The sequence below is a fragment of the Bacillus sp. FSL E2-8868 genome, assembly GCF_038005505.1.
GTDB lineage: Bacteria > Bacillota > Bacilli > Bacillales > Bacillaceae_G > Bacillus_A > Bacillus_A mycoides.
In genome coordinates this window covers 1,916,945-1,939,630 of sequence record NZ_JBBOTI010000002.1, presented here as the reverse complement: position 1 = coordinate 1,939,630, position 22,686 = coordinate 1,916,945, and the positions used below count along the sequence as shown (strand labels likewise).

Annotated in this window: 17 protein-coding genes; 11 read left to right on the top strand and 6 right to left on the bottom strand. The window is 35.2% G+C overall.

Annotated features, from left to right (window positions below; all coding sequences use genetic code 11):
• The first annotated feature begins 21 nt into the window (after positions 1–21).
• Positions 22–1,422, top strand: a complete 1,401-nt coding sequence (gene pdxR, locus NSS74_RS20865; protein ID WP_002140325.1) for a MocR-like pyridoxine biosynthesis transcription factor PdxR — start codon at positions 22–24, stop codon at positions 1,420–1,422.
• A gap of 34 nt (positions 1,423–1,456) precedes the next feature.
• On the opposite strand, the gene NSS74_RS20860 is transcribed toward pdxR, so the two are convergent.
• From NSS74_RS20860 to NSS74_RS20850, 3 genes are all read right to left on the bottom strand, one after another.
• Positions 1,457–1,969 (bottom strand): GNAT family N-acetyltransferase, encoded by a 513-nt coding sequence (locus NSS74_RS20860; protein ID WP_002029700.1) that lies wholly within the window; start codon positions 1,967–1,969, stop codon positions 1,457–1,459.
• Positions 1,970–2,115: 146 nt separating this feature from the next.
• A complete protein-coding gene (locus NSS74_RS20855; protein ID WP_002029701.1) occupies positions 2,116–3,579 on the bottom strand; it encodes a sensor histidine kinase in 1,464 nt (487 codons plus the stop codon).
• 77 nt (positions 3,580–3,656) lie between these two features.
• Complete coding sequence (locus NSS74_RS20850; protein ID WP_002010439.1) at positions 3,657–4,328, bottom strand: response regulator transcription factor; 672 nt, start codon at positions 4,326–4,328, stop codon at positions 3,657–3,659.
• 333 nt (positions 4,329–4,661) lie between these two features.
• Between NSS74_RS20850 and NSS74_RS20845 the strand changes: the two genes are divergently transcribed.
• A complete protein-coding gene (locus tag NSS74_RS20845) occupies positions 4,662–4,784 on the top strand; it encodes a hypothetical protein (protein ID WP_002029704.1) in 123 nt (40 codons plus the stop codon).
• A gap of 362 nt (positions 4,785–5,146) precedes the next feature.
• Here NSS74_RS20845 and NSS74_RS20840 read toward each other — a convergent pair whose 3' ends face one another.
• Complete coding sequence (locus NSS74_RS20840) at positions 5,147–5,653, bottom strand: GNAT family N-acetyltransferase (protein ID WP_002140328.1); 507 nt, start codon at positions 5,651–5,653, stop codon at positions 5,147–5,149.
• 501 nt (positions 5,654–6,154) lie between these two features.
• The gene (gene fdhD, locus NSS74_RS20835; RefSeq protein ID WP_002125147.1) at positions 6,155–6,961 is read right to left on the bottom strand and encodes a formate dehydrogenase accessory sulfurtransferase FdhD; all 807 of its coding nucleotides are present in this window, start codon (positions 6,959–6,961) and stop codon (positions 6,155–6,157) included.
• 295 nt (positions 6,962–7,256) lie between these two features.
• On the opposite strand from fdhD, the gene fdhF reads away from it, so the two are divergent.
• From fdhF to NSS74_RS20795, 8 genes are all read left to right on the top strand, one after another.
• The gene (gene fdhF, locus NSS74_RS20830) at positions 7,257–10,199 is read left to right on the top strand and encodes a formate dehydrogenase subunit alpha (RefSeq protein WP_002029706.1); all 2,943 of its coding nucleotides are present in this window, start codon (positions 7,257–7,259) and stop codon (positions 10,197–10,199) included.
• Positions 10,200–10,211: 12 nt separating this feature from the next.
• A complete protein-coding gene (locus NSS74_RS20825; protein ID WP_002140332.1) occupies positions 10,212–10,694 on the top strand; it encodes a DUF1641 domain-containing protein in 483 nt (160 codons plus the stop codon).
• Positions 10,695–10,848: 154 nt separating this feature from the next.
• Positions 10,849–12,720: a glycerophosphoryl diester phosphodiesterase membrane domain-containing protein gene (locus NSS74_RS20820; protein WP_002125149.1), complete on the top strand. Its 1,872-nt coding sequence runs from the start codon at positions 10,849–10,851 to the stop codon at positions 12,718–12,720.
• 369 nt (positions 12,721–13,089) lie between these two features.
• Positions 13,090–14,223: an alanine dehydrogenase gene (ald, locus tag NSS74_RS20815; protein WP_002140333.1), complete on the top strand. Its 1,134-nt coding sequence runs from the start codon at positions 13,090–13,092 to the stop codon at positions 14,221–14,223.
• A 103-nt stretch (positions 14,224–14,326) separates the two neighbouring features.
• Positions 14,327–15,742: an amino acid permease gene (locus NSS74_RS20810; RefSeq protein WP_002125151.1), complete on the top strand. Its 1,416-nt coding sequence runs from the start codon at positions 14,327–14,329 to the stop codon at positions 15,740–15,742.
• A 126-nt stretch (positions 15,743–15,868) separates the two neighbouring features.
• Positions 15,869–16,429: a class I SAM-dependent methyltransferase gene (locus tag NSS74_RS20805; RefSeq protein WP_002140334.1), complete on the top strand. Its 561-nt coding sequence runs from the start codon at positions 15,869–15,871 to the stop codon at positions 16,427–16,429.
• Positions 16,430–16,779: 350 nt separating this feature from the next.
• Positions 16,780–17,157 (top strand): ArsR/SmtB family transcription factor, encoded by a 378-nt coding sequence (locus NSS74_RS20800; protein ID WP_002140335.1) that lies wholly within the window; start codon positions 16,780–16,782, stop codon positions 17,155–17,157.
• A 20-nt stretch (positions 17,158–17,177) separates the two neighbouring features.
• A complete protein-coding gene (locus tag NSS74_RS20795) occupies positions 17,178–19,532 on the top strand; it encodes a heavy metal translocating P-type ATPase (protein WP_002140336.1) in 2,355 nt (784 codons plus the stop codon).
• A 223-nt stretch (positions 19,533–19,755) separates the two neighbouring features.
• Here the strand turns inward: NSS74_RS20795 and NSS74_RS20790 are convergent, their stop codons facing one another.
• Positions 19,756–21,219, bottom strand: a complete 1,464-nt coding sequence (locus NSS74_RS20790; RefSeq protein WP_002140337.1) for a nicotinate phosphoribosyltransferase — start codon at positions 21,217–21,219, stop codon at positions 19,756–19,758.
• 199 nt (positions 21,220–21,418) lie between these two features.
• Here NSS74_RS20790 and NSS74_RS20785 point away from each other — a divergent pair, with 199 nt between their 5' ends.
• Positions 21,419–22,678: a tetratricopeptide repeat protein gene (locus tag NSS74_RS20785; protein ID WP_002010467.1), complete on the top strand. Its 1,260-nt coding sequence runs from the start codon at positions 21,419–21,421 to the stop codon at positions 22,676–22,678.
• The last annotated feature ends 8 nt before the right edge of the window (positions 22,679–22,686 follow it).

Sequence of the window (22,686 nt, the reverse complement as noted above, 5' to 3'; positions counted from 1 at the left end):
TTTATTAAGGGGTCAGATATTATGTTAGAATTAACGCCTAATTTAAATATGAATAGTAAGAAGGCATTGTATGTGCAGTTGTATGAGTATATAAAAAAAGAAATTAAAGATGGAACGATTCTATCTTTTACGAAATTACCGGCTAAGAGGAAGCTAGCAACATATTTACAAGTAAGTAAAAATACAGTAGAGGCAGCTTATGAGCAACTTCTTGCCGAAGGATATATTGAGTCGATTTCTAGAAAAGGTTATTTTGTATGTGAAATCGAGCAAATGATTCATGCGGAAGGTAGCGAAGAGGTAATAGGGGAAGTACCTTTTCAAGAGCAGGTGTATAAATTTGACTTCACTCAAACGGGTGTGGATACTAGCACTTTTCCGTTTCATGTATATCGAAAAATTACGAACGAGGTATGGCAATTTGAAAATAAAGATTTACTTTTTATTGGACATCCGCAAGGGGAGGTAAGTTTACGAGAAGCAATCGCGAGCTATTTGTATGAATCTAGAGGTGTGCGATGTTCGGCTAGTCAAATTGTAATCGGAGCTGGTACGCAAATATTAGTGAAGTTGTTATTTCAATTGTTAAAAGGAAGTGGTTATGCAGTTGAAAATCCAGGCTACCACCGAAAGATGGTTGTTTTCGAGCAGGGTGAACAAAATGTTCAAATGTTATCTTTAGATAAAGATGGTATTTGTATTTCAGAGTTAGAAAATAGTTCAGCTAATATTGTGTTTGTTACACCTTCTCATCAGTTTCCATATGGGATGATTATGCCTATCACGAGAAGGATGCAGCTTTTACAATGGGCGAAGAAAGAAGAAGGTAGGTATATTGTTGAAGATGATTACGATAGTGAATTTCGTTATTCGGGAAAACCTATACCGGCACTGCAAGGGTTAGATACAGACGGGAAAGTTATTTATATGGGGACGCTATCTAAAGCATTGTTGCCATCATTACGGATGAGCTATATGGTGTTACCAAAGAAATTGATGAAAAAGTATCAACAACAATATTTATTTTACACACAAAGCGTTTCAAGAATGGATCAAGAGATCATTAGGAAATTTTTAAATGACGGGCATTGGGAAAAACATATTCATAAAATGCGTGTTGTGTACCGAAAGAAGAGAGACCGTCTTGTTTCGGTATTAGAAAAATATTTTTCTAATCGCATTGAAGTAATAGGGGAAGATTCCGGCCTACATATTTTATTAAAAGTGCATAATGGGATGGAAGAGAAAGAATTAATGGAAGCTGCAGCTGAAAGGAGTATTAAAGTGTATCCTGCTTCGATATATTATAAGGAAGGGACTTCTCCCAAAAGTACAGTATTGCTTGGATTTGCGACTTTATTAGAGGAAGAAATTGAAGAGGCCATTCAATTATTATATACAGCATGGTTTACAAGAAAGTAAAAAAACATCCTCATAAATGGAGGATGTTTTTTTATTATTTTTCTTCATCTAGGAAAAGAACCATATGCTCTTCATCCCAATATTGTCCGTTATATTTTAATGAACGTTCTTGCACGCCAAATGTTTTAAAGCCTAATGACTCATAAAGTTTTTTTGCACCATCGTTTCCGACAACAACATCAAGCATAACTTGCTCTACTTCTAAAGATTTAGCAAGCTCAAGACATTCTTTAATAAGTGCTTTTCCCGCTCCAAGTCCGCGTGCTTTTGGAGACACGTATACTGAACCGATTTTTGCTTTATGTTCTTGTTTTACATATGGTTTCGTTTCCAGTGTTGCAACTCCGATTAAAGTGCCATCTTTAAATGCACCTAGTGTATAGTTCTCATCTTGTGCTAATTTTTGGGCTTTATATTCAATAGCACACTCTTTATTAATAATATCTTCATAAGAAGAGCTGAAAGCTTCCGGATTTTGTTTTAATCCTTCTACTCGAAGTTCTAAGTAAATTTCTGCTTCGTCTTTTGTTAATACATGGATATCCAATTGTATCACCCTCCAAATCTTTGACAGTTATACCTATATTTTATATTGAAATAAGAATAATTTCAAAAGCTTAGCTTATAATAGTTGGTTTTATAAATAAAATAGCACCAGTAGTGTTGACTACTACTGGTGATTTCACGCATATATTATACAAATGGTAATTCAATTATAAATTCTGTTCCGACTTCTAATTCGCTTTTAACTTCAATAGAACCATTATGAAGTTCTACAATTTCTTTTGCAACAGCCAGTCCGATACCTTTTCCACCTGTAGCTCGTGTTCTGGATTTATCGACACGGTAAAAGCGATCAAAAACATGTGGGATATCTTCTTTTGGAATACCTTCACCTTCATCTTGTACACTTATTGTAAAAGTATTCGCACTGGTTAGTACACGTATTATTATAGAAGTGTTTTCTGGTGAATGTTGATAAGCGTTGTGTAATAAATTTAACATAACTTGTTCCATACGTCTTTCGTCTATGCAAACTTCTAAATCATCTTTGCAATGTACATGGAGTTGCATTTGTTTGTTTGTTAATGTTGTTTTTGTTTTTTCAACCATTCGTTCTAAAAATGGTTTAAGAATTACTTTTTGTTTTTTTATAACAAACTGGTGTTGCTCTAATTGTACAAGCATAAATAAATCTTGTACGAGATCGGTTACACTATCCGTTTCGTCTTCAATGATTTGTAAGTATTCTTCACGTTCTTCTTTCGTTAGAGAATCTCTTTTTGCTACCTTTGCATAACCTTTCATATACGTTAATGGAGTTAGTAATTCATGCGCTACACTAGCGAGAAATTCGTTTCGTTCTTTTTTCATATACGTAAGTTCACTAGATAAATCTTCAATCGTTTTTGCTAAGCTTCCAAGTTCATCATTTCGTTTAATTCCTAATTGAATCGGCTTATTTAATTTTGACATTTTTTCTGTCGCCCGCTTCATTTTTATAAGCGGTTCTGTAATAACACGAGAAAAAACAAAGACAGAAATAGTAGTTAAAATAATTGTCAAAACACTAATGATAAGAAATTGATTCATGAGTTTAAGTAACATATTTTCTAAGAAAGATGTCTTTAATAACATATATAACTTACCTTGAAATCCTTGAATTTCCAGCGGGCTTACTGTTGAGATGAATTTTGATTTTTTCCAGTTTTTTTCAACGATTAATCCACCTTCTGGGATAGTCTCTGTTTTACAAGTAAGTTGTTTTTGCATTTCTTTCGTTACGGGTTCTGAGGTAGAAATAATTTTGCCGTTATTGTCTGTTATAATGATAGCTATATCAGAGTTAGCAATTAATTCTGATTCAACTAAGTGTTCAGCCTCAGTGTTGATATCAAACTCGGGGTACACAGCACGTTTAGGCCGTTTACTGTGTTCAGCGCTTTCTGTGAGTTTCCGTTCTTTAGAATATGCACCCCACTTCGCGCGGTTTTTAATCATTTTACTATAGCGATTTCCTTTCTCTAAAAGAGCAAGGGTTTCCTCTTCAATGCGTATGTTTGAAAGGTTCTTATAAAAAGATACGAAGGCAATTGTTTCAATACATAAAGCTAATATTAAAAAGTATGTCCCAACTTTAAGGGAAAGTTTGCTCATTTTCTCACCATACCTTATTTCATATAGAGTGAAACTTTAATCAGTGGGGTTTTATCCATCCCCACTGATTAAAGTAATTATTCACTTTTCCATTTATATCCGACTTTATAGACGGTTTCTAAGTAATCTTCAACTGGAAATTCTTTTTTGCGTAATTTATCACGGATATTACGAATATGTGAATCGATAGTTCTGTATTCGATGTCTGTTTGATAGCCCCAAATTTTTTCAATTAAATCATCACGGCTGTAAGCACGGTTTGTATTTTGTAAAAAGAGTCCAAGTAACGAGAATTCAATAGGAGTTAGTGAGATTCTTTCACCATAAACTGTAACAGTATGTTTCGTTTTATCCCACTCAATACCATTGAAGCTAACAAAGCCATCTTTCTTTGTGCGACGTAATATAGCTTCGATTCGCGCGACTAATACATGCTCATCGAATGGTTTTGTAATGTAGTCATCTGCTCCCATAGTTAGACCTTTGACCATATCATAATTTTGGTTGCGAGCTGTTAGCATAATAATTGGAACGTTGGAAATTTGACGGATTTGATAGCAAGTATCCCACCCATCCATATTCGGCATCATAACATCTAATAAAATAATATCGAAGTCCTTTTGTTCGATTAATTCTAGCGCTTCAAGGCCAGAAGTAGCTTTCATACAAAAATAGCCACGAGGGCTTAAGAACAGATCTAACAATCGCAACATACGTTCTTCATCGTCTACTAATAAAATTTTCACCATAATCTTGTGCACCCCAAACTATTCATTCTACTTGTATAGTTTACATGAAAATAATAAAAAACTCTTTTTATGTGATTGAATGGATGGCTGATTTTTTCAATCAGGGCAATTGACATAAAAAATGCACTAGTTTTGCACAACTATTTTTTATAATAGAAAATGTAGCGACACAAATACCCTATGTTGCGACATAACGTCATGTCATTTTATTTATAAAATGACAATTCCATTCTATTGTGTATGTGAGATAGAGAGGGTTTTCGTATTCACCTCGCATCGGATAAGAAAAATTTCCTATCTCACACTTTTTTTAATATAAAGGGGATTGTACACATGAGTAAAAAAGTAGAACGTTTACAAAAAGAAAAGCAAGATCGTAATGCGATTGTAATGTGTGTTGCGGTATCTATGCTTATTATGATAAGTTGTGTAAATAAATTTTTCGGGATTTTATAATAGAAAAAAAGCTTATTGCTTCTTAAGAAGCAATAAGCTTTTTTAATGTGTTCTATATAATAAACCAGGGTAGAATTGCCAGTCCAGAAGTTACAATTGCTGTAGCAAATATTAAAAAGATAGCTTGTTTGTTTTGTTTCATGTTACATTCTCCTCTACATATCAATTGCATGCTATACGTTCATTTAATAATTAGCGGGAGACGGATCCTCCTCGCTGAGTGAAGTTTCACTTTATATTTTTAGTATAACGAATGGAAAGGATTGGAACGATCGATAAAGGTGACATGAAGATTACATTGTTGTAATGAAAAAAGCATCTTAATTAATAAGAAGATGCTTTTGAAAAATTATATTAAAATGTTAATTATTTAAGAATAAAACCATATGCTCTTCGTCCCAATATTGGCCATTATGTTTTAAGGACCGTTCTTGCACACCGTAAGTTTGGAAGCCGAGGGACTCATATAATTTTTTTGCAGCAGTGTTATCAGCGACAACATCAAGCATAAGCTGTTCTACATGTAATTTATCGGCATTTTCAATAATCGCTTTAATTAAAGCTCGTCCTGCACCGAGGCCACGCGCTTTTGGAGAAACAAAAACTGAGCCGATTTTTGCCTTATGCTCCTGCTTAATAAATGGCTTTGTTTCTAGAGTAGCAATACCGATTAAATCATTATCTTTGAAGACACCTAGAGTATACTTATCCGGATTGCTTAATCGCTTTGCCATAGCAGCGACAGGGTTTTCCTGTTTAAGAACATCTTCATAAGAAGAGCTAAAAGCCTCAGGGTTTTTCATTAAACCTTCTATACACACTTTCAAATAAATTTCTGCATCCTCTGTTGTTAATAAGCGAATTTCCATAGTTGTAACCTCCTAGATTGATTCAAATTTAATTCATTAGCTTTGTAAGATTAAGTTTAGTTAAATGTATTCTGTGACTATTCTTTCTTAATTTGTAAAAGAATGAAAAGATTATGCTACTATGTTTTCATTTTATTTATCCCGCTATTTGTGGGCAGTAAAACTCCTACCTCAAAATTCGGCTGGAGCAAAGAAGTTAGGTGGGAGCCCTGCTGCCCGTAAAAGCCCGATTGGTGAAGGCTAATAATCAGTGGGGGATGAACACCTCCCACTGATTATAGTTTCACTTTATGTAATGAAATTATATATTAACTTTATTAACTATTCAAGGTTTTAATATGTTACATTTTTATAACTAAAATTCCCGCTTTGTAAAGGAGTCATTTTTATCCAAATATTCGTGGGAGTCGGATTGCCCGTAAAAGCCCGATTGGTTGGGCTAATAATCAGTGAGGAGGGAAAAACCCTCCACTGATTAAATTTTCACTTTCTTTTACGTATTCAATCGTTTATTTTGTAGCCATCGATTCGTTCCGGATGTGTATAAATATTGCAAGATCCATTTCGAATAAATCCTACTACGGTAATACCTAAATCGTGGGCGAGTTGCAGGGCTAGTTTAGTTGGAGCTGATTTAGATAGAACAATTTCGCAACCTATTTTTGAAACCTTTAACAAAATTTCAGATGAGATGCGTCCGCTAAACGCAATGATTTTCCCTTGAACAGAGATATTGTTTCGTAAACAATGACCGTATATTTTATCTAGCGCATTATGTCTTCCGATATCCATTCTTGATAAAAGAATGTTATTTCGATCACATAAAGCGGTATTATGCACACCACCCGTTTGGCGAAATGTAGTTGAAGATTGTTGTAAGGAAGTCATTAGGTGAAAACATTCTTCCGGAGTAATAGTTATATGTATATCATGTAACTTTTTTGCTTTTGCTGCATCGTTGACGAAAACAAAACCTTGTCTACTTTTCCCGCAACAAGAAGTTACGTACCGTTTATTATATAAAGTTTGATAGAGCGGATTAATTTTTGATGATTTTACATGGACAATTCCGTTTTCTTTTTGGATCCATAATTCTTCAATATCTTTATAAGAAGAAATAATTCCTTCAGAAATTAAAAAACCGGTTACCATATCTTCAATGTAATTAGGAGTGCATACAACTGTTACGTATTCTTCGCTATTTAATTTAATTGTAATGGGAGATTCCGTAACAACCTCATCGGTTTGTTTTGAAAATGTACCAGATTGATAACGTACAATTGTATATGTTTCTTGAATAGGCCCCATATTAAATTCCCCTTTATATGTATTTTTCCCTATATTTATCATAAAACATCGAAAAAACAAAAGCATCTACTAACAAGAAGATGGCAGATTATTTTGGTTATTATTGTATATGTACGATATAATAGATTTGTAGAATAGCGACATTTTCAAGCTTTCGTAGTTATACCTTATAACATCTAGAATCGACTTCCAAAGGAAAGTATTTCAACAGGGCGCTTCAAAAATATGTACAACACAATTATGAAAACGGATTCATAATTGTGTTGTACAGTTAGTTGTAAGGAGAGGGGAAACTATGACAGAACAGACAGCCCGTGTAACCGTTGATGGTAAAGAATTTTTCGTATCAGGTGAAAAGACGATACTCCAATTGTTTAACGAAAGTAATTTAGAACATCCTCAAATTTGTCATGTACCAGAGGTAGATCCTATTCAAACTTGTGATACATGTATTGTAGAAGTGAATGGAAGTTTATTACGTGCCTGTTCGACGAAGTTGGAAGATGGCATGCATATTGAGAGGCAATCGGAACGTGCAAAGGAAGCACAAACTGAAGCGATGGATCGAATATTAGAGAATCATTTATTGTATTGTACAGTATGTGATAACAATAATGGTAACTGTAAAGTCCATAATACAGTACATATGATGGAGATTGAAGAACAGAAATATCCATATGAACCGAAAGTAAGTGCATGCGAAGTGGATACGTCGCATCCATTCTATCGATACGATCCAAATCAATGTATTGCTTGTGGGCAGTGTGTAGAAGTATGCCAAAATTTACAAGTAAATGAAACTTTATCGATTGATTGGAGTTTAGACCGTCCACGTGTTATTTGGGACAATGGTGTGAGTATAAATGACTCGTCTTGTGTTAGCTGTGGGCAATGTGTAACAGTTTGTCCTTGTAATGCATTAATGGAAAAAACGATGCTAGGAGAAGCTGGATTTATGACTGGTTTAAAACCAGATGTGCTTAATCCAATGATTGATTTTGTAAAAGATGTAGAGCCTGGATATAGCAGTATTTTAGCAGTTTCAGAAGTAGAGTCCGCGATGCGTAAGACGAAAATTAATAAGACAAAAACAGTTTGTACATTTTGTGGTGTAGGTTGTTCATTTGAAGTATGGACGAAAGATCGTCAAATTTTAAAAGTGCAACCTGTTTCAGATGCACCGGTTAATGGTATTTCCACATGTGTAAAAGGAAAATTCGGATGGGACTTTGTGAACAGTGAAGAGCGTATTACAAAGCCGTTAATTCGCCAAGGGGATATGTTTGTTGAGGCTTCATGGGAAGAGGCTCTTGAAGTTGTTGCATCTAATATGCAACATATTAAATCAGAGTATGGTAGCGATGCGTTTGGTTTTATTTCTTCTTCGAAAGTAACAAATGAAGAAAACTATCTTATGCAAAAACTAGCTCGTCAAATATATGGAACAAATAATGTAGATAACTGTTCCCGTTATTGCCAATCTCCAGCAACAGACGGTTTATTTAAAACTGTCGGTATGGGCGGAGATGCTGGAACAGTGAAAGATATTGCTGAGGCAGGTCTTGTTATTATTGTTGGGGCAAATCCAACAGAAGGACATCCTGTACTTGCAACTAGAGTGAAGCGTGCTCATAAATTACATGAACAAAAACTAATTGTCGCAGACCTTCGTAAACATGAAATGGCGGAGCGTGCTGATATATTTGTTCACCCGAGTCAAGGGACGGATTATGTATGGCTTGCTGGGATAACGAAATACATTATCGATCAAGATTGGCACGATAAAAAGTTCATAGCTGAAAATGTAAAGAATTTTGATGAATATAGCAAAATGCTAGAAAAATATACGCTTGATTATACTGAGGGAATTACAGGGATTTCTAAAGCTCAGTTAAAAGAAATGGCTCGTATGGTATATGAAGCAGATGGTACTTGTGTACTTTGGGGAATGGGTGTAACTCAAAATACAGGAGGAAGTACAACGTCAGCAGCAATTTCAAATTTACTTCTCGTTACAGGTAACTACCGTCGTCCTGGTGCCGGTGCGTATCCGTTACGCGGGCATAATAACGTACAAGGTGCTTGTGATATGGCGACATTACCGAACTGGCTTCCGGGTTACCAAGCTGTTTCAGATGATGTGCATCGTGCGAAATTTGAAAAAGCATACGGTACTACGATTCCGAAAGAACCGGGATTAAATAATATCGCAATGTTACTTGCGGCCGAAGAAGGAAAACTGCGTGGTATGTATGTTATGGGAGAAGAAATGGCTTTAGTAGATTCAAATGCCAACCATGTACAACATATTTTAGCGAATTTAGACTTCCTTGTTGTTCAAGATATGTTCTTATCGAAAACAGCTCGTTTCGCCGATGTTATTTTACCAGCAGCACCAAGCTTAGAAAAAGAAGGAACGTTTACGAATACAGAGCGCCGTATTCAAAGATTGTATGAAGTATTGAAGCCACTTGGTGATTCTAAGCCAGATTGGTGGATTTTACAAAAAGTAGCTCGTGCACTGGGCGGAGACTGGAATTATGGAAGTCCAAGTGAAATTATGGACGAAATTGCATCGCTTGCACCGTTATACTCTCAAGCGACGTACGACCGTCTAGAAGGCTGGAATAGTTTATGTTGGGGTAGCCATGATGGTAGTGATACACCATTATTATATGTAGATGGATTTAACTTCCCAGACAAACTAGCACGTTTATCACTAGATGAATGGGTTCCGCCAGTTATAGCACCAGATGAGTATGATTTACTATTAAATAATGGCCGTATGCTAGAGCATTTCCATGAAGGGAATATGACGAATAAGTCGGCTGGTATTTTATCTAAAGTGTCTGAAGTATTTGTTGAAATTTCACCTGAACTTGCTAAAGAACGCAATGTGAAAGATGGTGGTCTTGTAGAGTTAGCATCACCATTTGGAAAAATCAAAGTACAAGCGCTTGTTACAGATCGCGTAACTGGAAATGAGTTATATTTGCCGATGCATGCGACAGTAAATGAAGAGGCAATCAATATTTTAACAGGAACAGCAACAGACATTTATACGTGTACACCAGCTTATAAACAAACAATGGTGAAACTGCGCGTATTACGTGAAAAAGGAAATCGTCCGTTACCATCTTCAAACCCGAGAGATAAAAAACGTCATCCGCAAAATGGTGTTGAAATCGAGCGAAAGTGGCAAAGAAAACAATACGTATCACTTGTGGACCAGAATTAGGGGGCGGAGATAATGGCAAAAGAGATTACTTTAATTAAAAAGAAGATTGTAACAGAAGAAGAAAAAAAACAGCAAGTAACAGATGAGTTGTTAAATGATCTAGCTGAAAATAGAGAAGCAGTAGAAGAGACGATGCAGCTATTAGCGCAGTTGCAAAAAGCAGGAATTTTAGATGCAGCAATTAGTTTACTTGCTGCAAAAGAAGATGTTTCCAAAATAGCTGTTGAACAATTGAATCGTGAACCAGTAAAAAACGCATTAAACAATATGATGGGGGCAGGAGAGGCATTATCTTCAGTGGACCCAGAAATAACGAAACAAATAACATCTAGTTTAGTCACTGGATTACAATTTGCAACAGAGGAATTAAATAGTGGTAAAAAAACAAAAGTGATGGATTTCTTTAAAGTGTTAAAAGATCCAGATATCAATAGAGCAATTACATTCGGTTTTAGCTTCTTGAAAGCATTTGGTCAAGGGTTAGAGAAAAAATAGAGTAAATGAAAAAGTGATGGCAAGTAGCCATCACTTTTTCATTGTATGTATAAGAGTGTTCATGTTAAGCGGAATATATTATTATTAAAAAGATGGGTTGGAAATGGAAATATGGAATCCATCTCAAATATCGTTTTAGAATGTGGAGGAATATATGCAACACCGTAAAAGACTATCTATACCAGGGGTAATGGGACATTCCTTTCAAACAGTTAGATTTGCTTTTTGGAATGTATTAACCTTTCAACTTGCTTATAAATTATTAGCAGCGATTGTATTTGTCCCGCTATTTGGGATCATTTTTAATAAGTTATTGTATTTTGGTGGTTATGCAAATGCGACGAATGATGAATTATTAGCGTTTTTAAAGACACCATACGGCATTTTGGCAATCGTAATTTTATCATTGTTAGCACTGTTTCTTATCTTTACGGAATTTGCGGTGCTTATTATCATTTCGTACTTCGCTCATAAAAGACAAAAGGTGAAATTACGTCCGATTTTATATAAAACCGTAACGTATTTACCTACTCTTTTCACATATTGCTTACCAGGATTTATTTTATATGCTGTCGTATTGTTACCTCTTTTAAATCTTGGATATGAAACGGCATTAATTCCGCAAATTCAAATTCCTAACTTTATTACAGGAGAACTGTTTAAGACAACGATGGGACAAGTTGGTTATTACACGTTCTTTGCTGTAGTTGCGTATTTGAACCTTCGCTGGATTTTTGTTCTACCTATTGTTGTTTTAGAGCAAAAGCCGTTTCGCACAGCAGCACGTAAAAGTGCAACGTTAGTAAAAGAAAGTTTTTTTAAAGTACTATTCTTTTTAGTAGGATTTTTTATTTCAATAGGGATTGTGTACGGTGTATTTTTTGGAATGTATTTATTGTGTCTATGGGGCATGTATGAATTTACAAATCCACAGGGAACATTTGCATTATTAGCAGAATCAACAATGTCTGTATTTTTAACGAGTACATTGTATTTATTTAGTTTTATCGTGACGCCATTTTATATTATGGCAATAACACGATTGTATTTACAAAAGGTTCCGGTTGAAGATGTTTTATTAGAAGAAGGATTAGATTATTCGAAAACAAAAGCAGATAAATGTTTCTTCCAAAAACATCGTTGGAAATTTATTGGTGTATATATTGTAGGAATTATTACTGCCGGAATGGTCGTTGCCTTCATTGTAACGTTTATTTCAAATTCATATAAAGAACCAATTATTATGGCTCACCGTGGTTATATTTCAAAAGGTGTAGAGAATACGAAAGAAGCTCTGCAGGGGGCTATTGATGCCAAAGCAGACTACGCTGAAATTGATGTACTGCAAACAAAAGACGGTGAACTAGCAGTTATACATGATTTGAAGCTAAAACGTCTTGCGAATGCTAATGTTCACGTGTCAGATTTAACGATGGAGGAGTTAAGACAGCTTACCCTTAGTCAAGATGGGTTTTCAGGACAAATAAGTACACTTGATGAGATCATTAAGCTGGCAAAAGGAAAAATCAAACTTAATATTGAAGTGAAGCTCCATGGTGGCGAAAAAGATTTCGTAAACAAAGTATTAAAAGCGATTAAAGATAATGAATTTGAGAAGCAATGTGTCATTCAAACGTTACACTATCCGCTTATTAAAGAGTTTAAACGTGCAAATCCAAATATAAAAGTAGGATATATACTGTATGCGAGTAGAGCTGACTTAAAGAATGTGAAGGCTGATTTTTATGTAGCAGAAGAATACATGTTAAATAAGAAATTAGTAAAAGAAGCAAGGAAGATAAACAAGCCAATTTACGTATGGACAGTAAATGATATGGAAAGTTTAAAGGCATATTATAAGTTAAACGTGGATGGTATCATTACCGATTATCCTGAAGACGCACGTGAAACAATTAAGATGTTAAAAGAGCAAGAAGATCGTGAAAGTGATATGTTTGATAAAATTACCGAGACGACAGAAGATCTATTTTCAAAGTTATTTATGATCTATCCAGCTGCTGGCTAAATGCTAGTAGCTGTTTTTTTATGGAAAGAATATATTTCTAAAGTATTGTACAAAGTAATAAGTGTATATGTATACGTAACTACTTAGTTTTTTTGCATTGTTACATTATTGTCAAATAATAAATAATTACTATGCGTTTTGAATGGATATAATGTAAATAGAGTGATAGATAATGAGATAGTACAAACAACCCAATAGAATCAATGTTTTGTATATTTACACTATTCTAAATATATAAACTTTAAAAAAATAGTATGTTAGCGTTTTCATAATTTTTAAGTTATGCTAGAATAAGGACATAAGTTATTAATTATTACAAAAAGAAAAAAGACTTTCTTTTTTCTGTTAATTATAAGGGGGCATTTCATTATGCGTATTGGGGTACCAGCAGAAATTAAAAACAACGAAAACCGTGTGGCAATGACACCAGCAGGTGTTGTACATTTAGTTCGTAACAATCACGAAGTATTCATTCAAAAGGATGCAGGTGTAGGATCTGGTTTCACAGATGCTCAGTATGTTGAAGCGGGAGCAAAAATTGTTGATACAGCTGAAGAAGCTTGGAACATGGAAATGGTTATGAAAGTTAAGGAACCAGTTGAAAGCGAATACAAACATTTCAGTGAAGGTTTAATCTTATTCACATACTTACACTTAGCTCCAGAGCCAGAATTAACAAAAGCGTTAATTGAAAAGAAAGTTGTTGCTATCGCATATGAAACAGTACAATTAGAAAACCGTTCATTACCATTACTTGCACCTATGAGTGAAGTAGCTGGTCGTATGGCTGCACAAATCGGTGCGCAATTCCTTGAGAAAAACAAAGGCGGTAAAGGTATCTTACTTGCAGGTGTTCCAGGAGTTAAACGTGGTAAAGTAACAATTATCGGTGGTGGACAAGCTGGTACAAATGCTGCTAAAATTGCAGTTGGACTAGGTGCGGATGTAACAATCATCGACTTAAGTGCAGAACGTCTTCGTCAATTAGATGACATTTTCGGAAACCAAGTAAAAACTTTAATGTCTAATCCTTACAATATTGCAGAAGCTGTAAAAGAATCTGATCTTGTAATCGGTGCAGTATTAATCCCAGGTGCAAAAGCGCCAAAACTTGTAACAGAAGAAATGATTAAATCAATGGAACAAGGTTCTGTTGTTGTAGATATCGCGATTGACCAAGGTGGTATTTTCGAAACAACTGACCGTATTACAACTCATGATAACCCAACTTATGAAAAACACGGCGTTGTTCACTATGCAGTTGCAAATATGCCAGGTGCGGTTCCACGTACATCAACTCTTGCATTAACAAACGTAACAGTACCATATGCAGTACAAATTGCTAACAAAGGCTACAAAGAAGCTTGCCTAGGCAACTCTGCATTATTAAAAGGTATTAACACATTAGAAGGCTATGTAACATTCGAAGCAGTTGCAGAAGCTCACGGTGTAGAGTACAAAGGTGCTAAAGAATTATTAGAAGCAGAAACAGTATCTTGCTAATAGAAGCATTATACAAAACAAAATCGAACAATATATAAAACAACATGATAAGAGCTAAGAGATAATACCTCTTAGCTCTTCTTGGTAAAAGGGGGCATTCATCGTGGCCAACCTATTTAAAAAGAAATCCGTTACGCAATTGTTAGGGGAAAGTAAAAGTAAAACTTTGACGAAAACGCTAGGGGCATTTGACCTAACAATGCTAGGGATTGGTGCGATAATTGGTACAGGAGTTCTAGTATTAACGGGATTAGTAGCAGCAAGAGATGCTGGTCCAGCAGTTATTTTTTCATTCATGATTGCAGCAATTGTTTGTGGATTTGCAGCTTTATGTTATGCAGAGGTTGCATCTGCACTTCCTGTTTCAGGTAGTGTGTACACATATTCATATGCAACAATTGGTGAGTTTGTTGCCCATTTAATGGGGTGGACATTGTTATCCGTATATGTCGTAACGACTGCCGCAGTAGCTGGCGGATGGACAGGTTATTTCAATAATTTAGTGAGTGGATTGGGACTTGAAATTCCAAAAGCGTTGTTAACGATTCCATCGCAAGGTGGTATGGTGAACTTACCCGCAGTTATCGTTACGTTGGTGATAACTTGGTTATTATCACGAGGTACAAAAGAAAGTAAGCGTGTGAATAACATAATGGTATTAATTAAAATTGGTATTGTTGTTTTATTCATTGCAGTTGGTGTATTCTATGTGAAACCAGAAAACTGGATACCATTTGCACCGTACGGCTTAAGTGGAGTCTTTGCCGGAGGAGCAGCAGTATTCTTCGCTTTCCTAGGATTTGATGCATTAGCAACTTCTGCTGAAGAAGTGAAAAATCCACAACGTGATTTGCCGATTGGTATTATTGCTTCATTAGTCATTTGTACAATCATTTATGTTGTAGTTTGTCTCGTTATGACAGGTATGGTTTCTTATAAGGAATTAGATGTACCTGAAGCGATGGCCTATGTATTAGAAGTTGTAGGACAAGATAAAGTGGCTGGTGTAATCGCTATTGGAGCTGTAATTGGTATTATGGCTGTAATTTTCGCATACATCTACGCTACGACACGTGTATTCTTCGCTATGAGCCGTGACGGTTTATTGCCAAAATCTTTTGCGAAAATTGACAAGAAGACAGAAGCACCAACATTTTCAGTTTGGTTAACAGGAATTGGTAGTGCTTTAATTGCCGGATTTATCGATTTAAAAGAATTGTCGAATTTAGCGAATATTGGAGCGTTATTAACATTTGCGATGGTTGGTGTAACTGTCATCATTCTTCGTAAAACGCATCCGAAATTACAACGTGGATTTATGGTACCACTTGTACCAATCTTACCGATTATTTCAGTTGCAAGCTGTCTATTCTTAATGGTAAATCTACCGTTAAAAACATGGATATACTTCGGTGTTTGGTTAGCAATCGGAGTGGTTGTATACTTTGTTTATTCGAAAAAACATAGTCATTTAAAAGACGATGGAAGTTCGCAAGATAGTTTAGAAAAAGCTAATTAAAGGGATATAAAGTTAGTAAGCCTTGTGCGTCTAGGGAGCGCGCAAGGCTTTTTCTTTTGGGGAAATAAAGGAGACCAATGTTATGTTGTCGAATTTTTATGTCGGAATATAAGAAGGGGTGGAAAGATGGAGACGAAAGTTGTCGTTGGAGCAGAGGGATATAATAATAACCCAGGTTGGTTACATACGAATGAAGAAGAATTAAATTTATTAAAAAGAGAAACGTGGCTTAATAAATTTCAGCCTAATTCTTTATCGGTAATTTTAGCTGAACACGTATGGGAGCATTTATCGTATGAAGAAGGTATAGAAGCAGCTAAAATATGCTTTGAGTTTTTACAAGATGATGGTTATATTCGTTGTGCAGTGCCGGATGCATTTTTCCCCAATGAAGAATATCAGCGTGGTGTGCAAGTGGGAGGACCCGGTCCGTTAGATCATCCAGCTGCAAGTCATAAAATTGTACATAACTACAAAACGATTATATCTATGTTTGAAGCAGCAGGTTTTCAAGTAAAGCTTTTAGAATACTGTGATGAGAATGGCCAGTTTCATTATAGTGATTGGGAAGAGAACGGTGGATTTATTTATCGATCGAAACGTTTTGATCATAGAAATCAAGATGGTAAATTAGGATTCGCTTCGTTAATTGTGGATGCAGTGAAAGTTAATAAAGTGAAACTTTAATCAGTGGGGGGCTTCATCCCCCACTGATTATTAGCCCTCACCAATCGGGCTTTTACGGGCAGTTAATCTCCCACCTAACTTCCTTGTTCCAGCTGCATTTTGAGGTGGGAGTCTTACTGCCCGTTAATGCGGGATAAATAAGAAGGGATGCACGATAGCTTTCGTGCATCCTTTTTGTATGAAGAGCATGATAGATGCGGAGAATATTTATGTGTTTATTTTGAAATGTGAACGAAATTGTCAAAAAAATCTTACGGATTTTATTGACACATATGAACAGACGCTCATATAATAAGAGTATAAGATATATGAATAATTGTTCATATGTTCAATTAAAGAGGTGAGCTATAATGGCTGGAAATAAAATAGAAACGCAACAGGAAGCATGTTCTCAAACGGTAATTCACGAGGAAATCGTGGATCAAGTAAAAAAAACAATTCCGACTGATGAAAGTTTAAGTAAAGTAGCAGAATTATTTAAAGTATTAGGTGACCGTACACGTACGAGAATATTACATGCATTATTTGAAGCTGAAATGTGTGTTTGTGATTTAGCTTATTTATTAGGAATGACGCAATCTTCAATCTCACATCAGCTTCGTGTATTAAAGCAAGCAAAGCTTGTAAAGAACCGTAAAGAAGGAAAGGTAGTTTATTACTCATTAGCTGATCAACACGTAATTCATATCTTCGAGCAAGCGTTTGAACACGTAAACGAGGAAGAATAAAAAAGCGAGGAGGGAGAACGATGGCAGAAGCATTAGTGAAAAAAAAACTTATGCTAGAAGGTTTAGATTGTGCAAATTGTGCAATGAAAATTGAAAAAGGTGTTGGGAATATAGAAGGGGTAACATCTTGTTCCGTAAACTTTGCAACAAAAACGATGCTTTTAGAAACACCGCAAAATAAAGAAAATCAAGTTGTTACGGAAGCGAAGCAACTTGTTACAAAATTAGAGCCACATATTAAAGTGCAAGAAGAGCAAAAAACAAAATCAGTAAAAGAAGTATTTGTATTAGAAGGCTTAGACTGTGCAAATTGTGCAATGAAGATTGAAAATAAGGTAAAGGAAATGCCAACAATTTCAGAAGCGACTGTTGATTTCGTATCAAAGAAATTACGAGTAGAAGTTGCAAATAAACGAGAACTTGAATCGACTGTACAAAATATAAAAAATGTTGTTCAAAAGTTAGAGCCTGATGTAAAAGTTGTTCGTGAAGAGGAAAAAGGACACGACCATGATCATGGTGATGGAAATGTGAAAAAGATGATAGGAAGATTAGTAGTCGGTGGAATTTTGACAGGAATTGCTGCGTTAGCCGGATTACCGCAAATGATAACAATTCCATTATTCGTCCTTGCTTATTTATTAATAGGTGGAGATATCGTTTGGAGAGCGGTAAGAAACATAACTCGCGGCCAAGTGTTCGATGAAAACTTTTTAATGGCAATTGCAACTTTAGGAGCTTTCGCGATTCAACAATATCCAGAAGCGGTAGCAGTTATGCTATTTTACCAAGTAGGGGAACTCTTCCAAAGTATTGCAGTAAATCGTTCTCGAAAATCAATTACGTCATTAATGGATATTCGTCCTGACTATGCGAATGTGAAAGTTGGAAACGAAACGAAACAAGTATCACCAGAAGATGTGCAAATTGGTGAGTATATTATCGTAAAACCAGGTGAAAAAGTACCGTTAGACGGGAAAGTAGTTGAGGGAACATCAATGATGGATACTTCAGCGTTAACAGGTGAGTCTGTACCGAGGGAAGTAGAAGTTGGTAATGACGTATTAAGTGGTTTTGTAAACCAAAATGGTGTATTAATTGTCGAAGTTACAAAAGAGTTCGGTGAATCCACTGTATCGAAAATTTTAGACTTAGTACAAAATGCAAGTAGCAAAAAAGCGCCAACAGAAAACTTTATTACAAAGTTTGCACGTTATTATACTCCTGTTGTAGTTATAACAGCAGCAATAATGGCATTTATTCCACCACTTATTTTAGAGGGTGCTACATTCTCCGATTGGATTTATAGAGCTTTAGTGTTCTTAGTAATCTCTTGTCCATGTGCGCTCGTTGTATCGATTCCTCTTGGATTCTTTGGCGGTATTGGTGGGGCATCTAAAAGTGGTATTTTAGTAAAAGGAAGTAACTATTTAGAAGCATTGAATGATGTGAAATATATCGTTTTTGATAAAACAGGAACATTAACAAAAGGTGTCTTTAAAGTTACGAAGATGGAGCCTAGTGAAGGTATCACAGCTGAAGAGCTATTAGAATATGCAGCATTTGCAGAAGTATATTCAAATCATCCGATTGCACAATCTATTCGAAATGCATATGGAAAATCAATCGATGAAAATGCTATTGAAGACTATAGTGAAATTTCTGGTCATGGTACGGTTGTAAAAGTACAAGGAAAAGAAATTTTCGCAGGTAATGCTAAATTAATGAGCAAAGAAAACATTACATTTAAGCAACCAAATACAGTAGGTACACTAGTTCATGTTGCTGTAGATGGTAAATATGCAGGTTATATTGTTATCTCTGATGAGGTAAAAGAGGATTCAAAACAAGCAATTCAAAAGTTAAAAGAACTAGGTATTAAGAAGACAGTCATGTTAACTGGTGATGCAAAATCAGTCGGGGAAGCTGTTGGTAAAGAATTAGGTTTAGATGAAGTTCATGCCGAATTATTACCACACCAAAAAGTAGAAGAAATCGAAAAAATTGATGCAGCAAAACGCGGTAAAGAAAAGATTGCATTCGTCGGTGATGGTATTAATGATACGCCAGTACTAGCAAGGGCAGACGTTGGTATTGCGATGGGCGGCTTAGGGTCAGATGCAGCAATTGAAGCTGCTGACATCGTTATTATGACTGATGAGCCTTCAAAAATTGTGACAGCAGTAAAAATTGCAAAACGTACACGTAGCATCGTATGGCAAAATATTATATTTGCATTAGGGGTAAAAGGGTTAGTGTTATTACTCGGCGCCTTTGGTATTGCAACAATGTGGGAAGCAGTCTTCTCAGATGTTGGTGTGACGTTACTTGCAGTATTAAATGCAATGCGTGTATTAAGAGTAAAAGATTTATAAAAAAGAGGACGCAATTGCGTCCTCTTTTTTATTGGTTATTTTGTTGAAATGGACTCAAGAAAATAATATCAAATATTATTTTGTTTTTGAACAATGTAATATATAAATTTGCAAAATAATAATATTCTTCTTATTATTTCAATATATTTTTTACAAATATCCATATAGTATTGAAAAATGGAGAAGTGGGGGAGGGACAAAACCCACTGATTAAAGCTTCACTTTATTTTTGTATGTTTTTTTCAACCTGTTCTCGAACAGTTTGAATATAATTCATTTTATGATCCCAACATTCTTGGCTTAAATCGACAGGGTACTCTTCAGGGTTTAAAGTTCGCATATACTCTTCCCAAAATAGTGAGAGGCTGCGTTCATTATACTTTTGAATATCTAATATATTAGGTAATTCATACGCTCTTTTACCGTTAATGAAAATATCTTGATGCAGTTCGCGTGCTTCAAAGCTTGTTACGAATTTACTTATATATGTATGAACTGGATGAAACATTTTTAAACGCTCTTCTTTTCCGGGTTCTTCTGACTCTAAAGCAATATAATCGCCCTCTGCATGATCGTTAACACGGTTAATAATACGATAAATTCGTTTAAGCCCTGGAGTTGTAATCTTTTCAGGGTTAGATGAAATTTTAATCGTGTCATTTAATTCCCCGTCAGTATCTTCAATCGCAACTAGTTTGTAAACAGCCCCTAATGCTGGCTGCTCAAAGGATGTAATCAGCTTTGTACCAACACCCCATACATCAATTTTTGCCCCTTGAGATTTCAAGTGCATAATCGTATATTCATCTAAATCGCTAGAAGCGATAATTTTTGTGTTTGTAAATCCAGCTGCATCAAGTTGTTTTCTGGCCTCCTTTGATAAATATGCCATATCACCACTATCAAGGCGAATGCCATAAAAATCGATACGATCCCCGAACTCTTTTGCAACACGAATCGCATTTGGAACACCAGATTTTAATGTGTCGTATGTATCGACAAGAAATACACATTTTTTATGTGTTTCAGCATATTTTTTAAATGCAACATATTCATCGCGATATGCTTGAACGAAAGAATGGGCATGTGTGCCAGCTACAGGGATGCCAAATCGTTTCCCTGCGCGAACGTTACTTGTAGATGAAAAACCACCAATAAAGGCAGCTCGTGTTCCCCAAAGGGCAGCATCAAACTCATGAGCGCGTCTTGTACCGAACTCTAAAAGCTCATCATTATTTGCAGCGTGCTTCATACGTGCAGCTTTTGTAGCAATTAATGTTTGGTAATTTACAATATTTAAGAGGGCAGTTTCAATTATTTGTGCCTCGCCAAGCGGTGCATCAACACGTAATAATGGTTCGTTATTAAAAACAACTTCGCCTTCTTGCATACTACGAATCGTGCCAGTAAATTTCATGTTTTGTAAATAATGAAGGAAGTCTTCTTCAAATTGCAGCTCTGCTAAATAAGCGATGTCACTTTCGGTAAAGCTGAAATTTTCTATGTACTCTACAATTTTTTCAAGACCAGCAAAAACAGCATAGCCGTTTTCGAATGGAAGCTTTCGAAAGTATAGATCAAAAACAGAACGGCGAGTATGAATACCATCTTTCCAATATGTATAAGCCATGTTGATTTGATATAAATCTGTATGTAAGGCGTAACTATCGTCTTTATAATGATTCATTGTGAAAACACCTCCGCAATTTGGTTATAGTATACCAATTTTCCCCCTTTCGTAGCAAAGAAGTAATAGGGGATTGAAGTCAAGGGAGAAAAAAATGAAATAATGCATATTTTTTAGAAAATTTACATTTATCAATTTATATTTCTCGAGATTTTATGTATTATTAGAGTAATGGGGGTAATGAGAATGGAGGAGGACAATGCAACAAACATTAGAAAAAATAGGCAAGCAAGTTTTTTATAAACGGCTACAGCAAAAAATGACACAAGAAGAATTATGTCAGGGCATTTGTTCTGTCTCATACTTAAGTAAGATCGAAAATGGAAAGATTGAAGCATCAGAAGAAATTCTACAATTGCTCTGCACAAGACTAGAAATTGCTGTGACGGATTTGAGAGATGTAGAAGAAGATGTGAAAGTGAAGTTGGACGAGTGGTTGAATGCATTAGTTCATTTGGACAAGCAACAAGTAGAGCGCATATACGAAGAGTTGCAAGGTGAAATGAAGCATGTGTTGGATTTTGAAATTATAAATTATTATAAACTGCTGTATACACGTTATTTAATGATGAAGCGGGATCTCCCTGCTGTTGAAGAAGAATTGGACGGATTGAAGAAAGTGTATAAGAAATACTCGCCTTTTCAGAAGATGTTATATACGTATAATAAGGCATTATTATATTCTGTGCAGTACAAATATACGCAGGCATTAGAATATCTGTTAAAGACGGAATCGATGGCGAAAGAGTTAGGATATTATGAAACAGGAATATATTATAATTTGGCATTGACATATAGTCAGATGGAAATAGACCATATGACATTATATTTTGCTAATGTGGCATTAGAAGGTTTTAAAAGTGAATATAAATTTAGAAATATAATTAATTGTAAGTTTTTAATTGCGTTTAGTTATACTAGAAAAAAACAATATAATGAAGCTATGGAAATCTATAATCATATCATAAGAGAAGCAACTTCTTTTGCTGATAAAGATAATATTCTTTCTATTGCTTTAAATAATATTGGTTATCTGTACTACCGACAAAAAAATTATGCCAAGGCGAAAGAGTATTATATAGAATGCTTAAAGTATAAAAAAGAAGAGGATATGAATTATATTGATGCCATGTATGAGCTCTCATTACAGTGTATTCAATTAGGAGAACTTGAGGAAGCGGCTGAATGGATTGAAAAAGGTATCCTTGCTGCAAGGAAAGATGATAGATACAAAGGGATGTTATATTTATTGTTAAATTTAAGATATAAATATTTTGAAGAAAGAGACCTCTATAAAAAATTTCTAGAAACAGAAGTAGTTCCTTTCTTTAAAACAGAGGAAAATATAAAAGATTTAAAGAAAGTATACTTAGAACTAGCTGAATACTTAGAAGAATGCTCAGATTTTAAAGAAAGTAATCGCTATTATAAATTAGCGATTACTTTATTAGAAGAGTAAAGAGGAGG

What these genes read in the sequence shown, in the direction of transcription:
- pdxR (WP_002140325.1), top strand. Translation starts at nt 22, where the DNA reads ATGTTAGAATTAACGCCTAATTTAAATATGAATAGTAAGAAGGCATTG.
- NSS74_RS20845 (WP_002029704.1), top strand. Translation starts at nt 4,662, where the DNA reads ATGAGTAAAAAAGTAGAACGTTTACAAAAAGAAAAGCAAGATCGTAAT.
- NSS74_RS20855 (WP_002029701.1), bottom strand. Translation starts at nt 3,579, where the DNA reads ATGAGCAAACTTTCCCTTAAAGTTGGGACATACTTTTTAATATTAGCT.
- fdhF (WP_002029706.1), top strand. Translation starts at nt 7,257, where the DNA reads ATGACAGAACAGACAGCCCGTGTAACCGTTGATGGTAAAGAATTTTTC.
- NSS74_RS20795 (WP_002140336.1), top strand. Translation starts at nt 17,178, where the DNA reads ATGGCAGAAGCATTAGTGAAAAAAAAACTTATGCTAGAAGGTTTAGAT.
- fdhD (WP_002125147.1), bottom strand. Translation starts at nt 6,961, where the DNA reads ATGGGGCCTATTCAAGAAACATATACAATTGTACGTTATCAATCTGGT.
- NSS74_RS20805 (WP_002140334.1), top strand. Translation starts at nt 15,869, where the DNA reads ATGGAGACGAAAGTTGTCGTTGGAGCAGAGGGATATAATAATAACCCA.
- NSS74_RS20825 (WP_002140332.1), top strand. Translation starts at nt 10,212, where the DNA reads ATGGCAAAAGAGATTACTTTAATTAAAAAGAAGATTGTAACAGAAGAA.
- NSS74_RS20840 (WP_002140328.1), bottom strand. Translation starts at nt 5,653, where the DNA reads ATGGAAATTCGCTTATTAACAACAGAGGATGCAGAAATTTATTTGAAA.
- NSS74_RS20790 (WP_002140337.1), bottom strand. Translation starts at nt 21,219, where the DNA reads ATGAATCATTATAAAGACGATAGTTACGCCTTACATACAGATTTATAT.
- NSS74_RS20820 (WP_002125149.1), top strand. Translation starts at nt 10,849, where the DNA reads ATGCAACACCGTAAAAGACTATCTATACCAGGGGTAATGGGACATTCC.
- NSS74_RS20850 (WP_002010439.1), bottom strand. Translation starts at nt 4,328, where the DNA reads ATGGTGAAAATTTTATTAGTAGACGATGAAGAACGTATGTTGCGATTG.
- NSS74_RS20800 (WP_002140335.1), top strand. Translation starts at nt 16,780, where the DNA reads ATGGCTGGAAATAAAATAGAAACGCAACAGGAAGCATGTTCTCAAACG.
- ald (WP_002140333.1), top strand. Translation starts at nt 13,090, where the DNA reads ATGCGTATTGGGGTACCAGCAGAAATTAAAAACAACGAAAACCGTGTG.
- NSS74_RS20785 (WP_002010467.1), top strand. Translation starts at nt 21,419, where the DNA reads ATGCAACAAACATTAGAAAAAATAGGCAAGCAAGTTTTTTATAAACGG.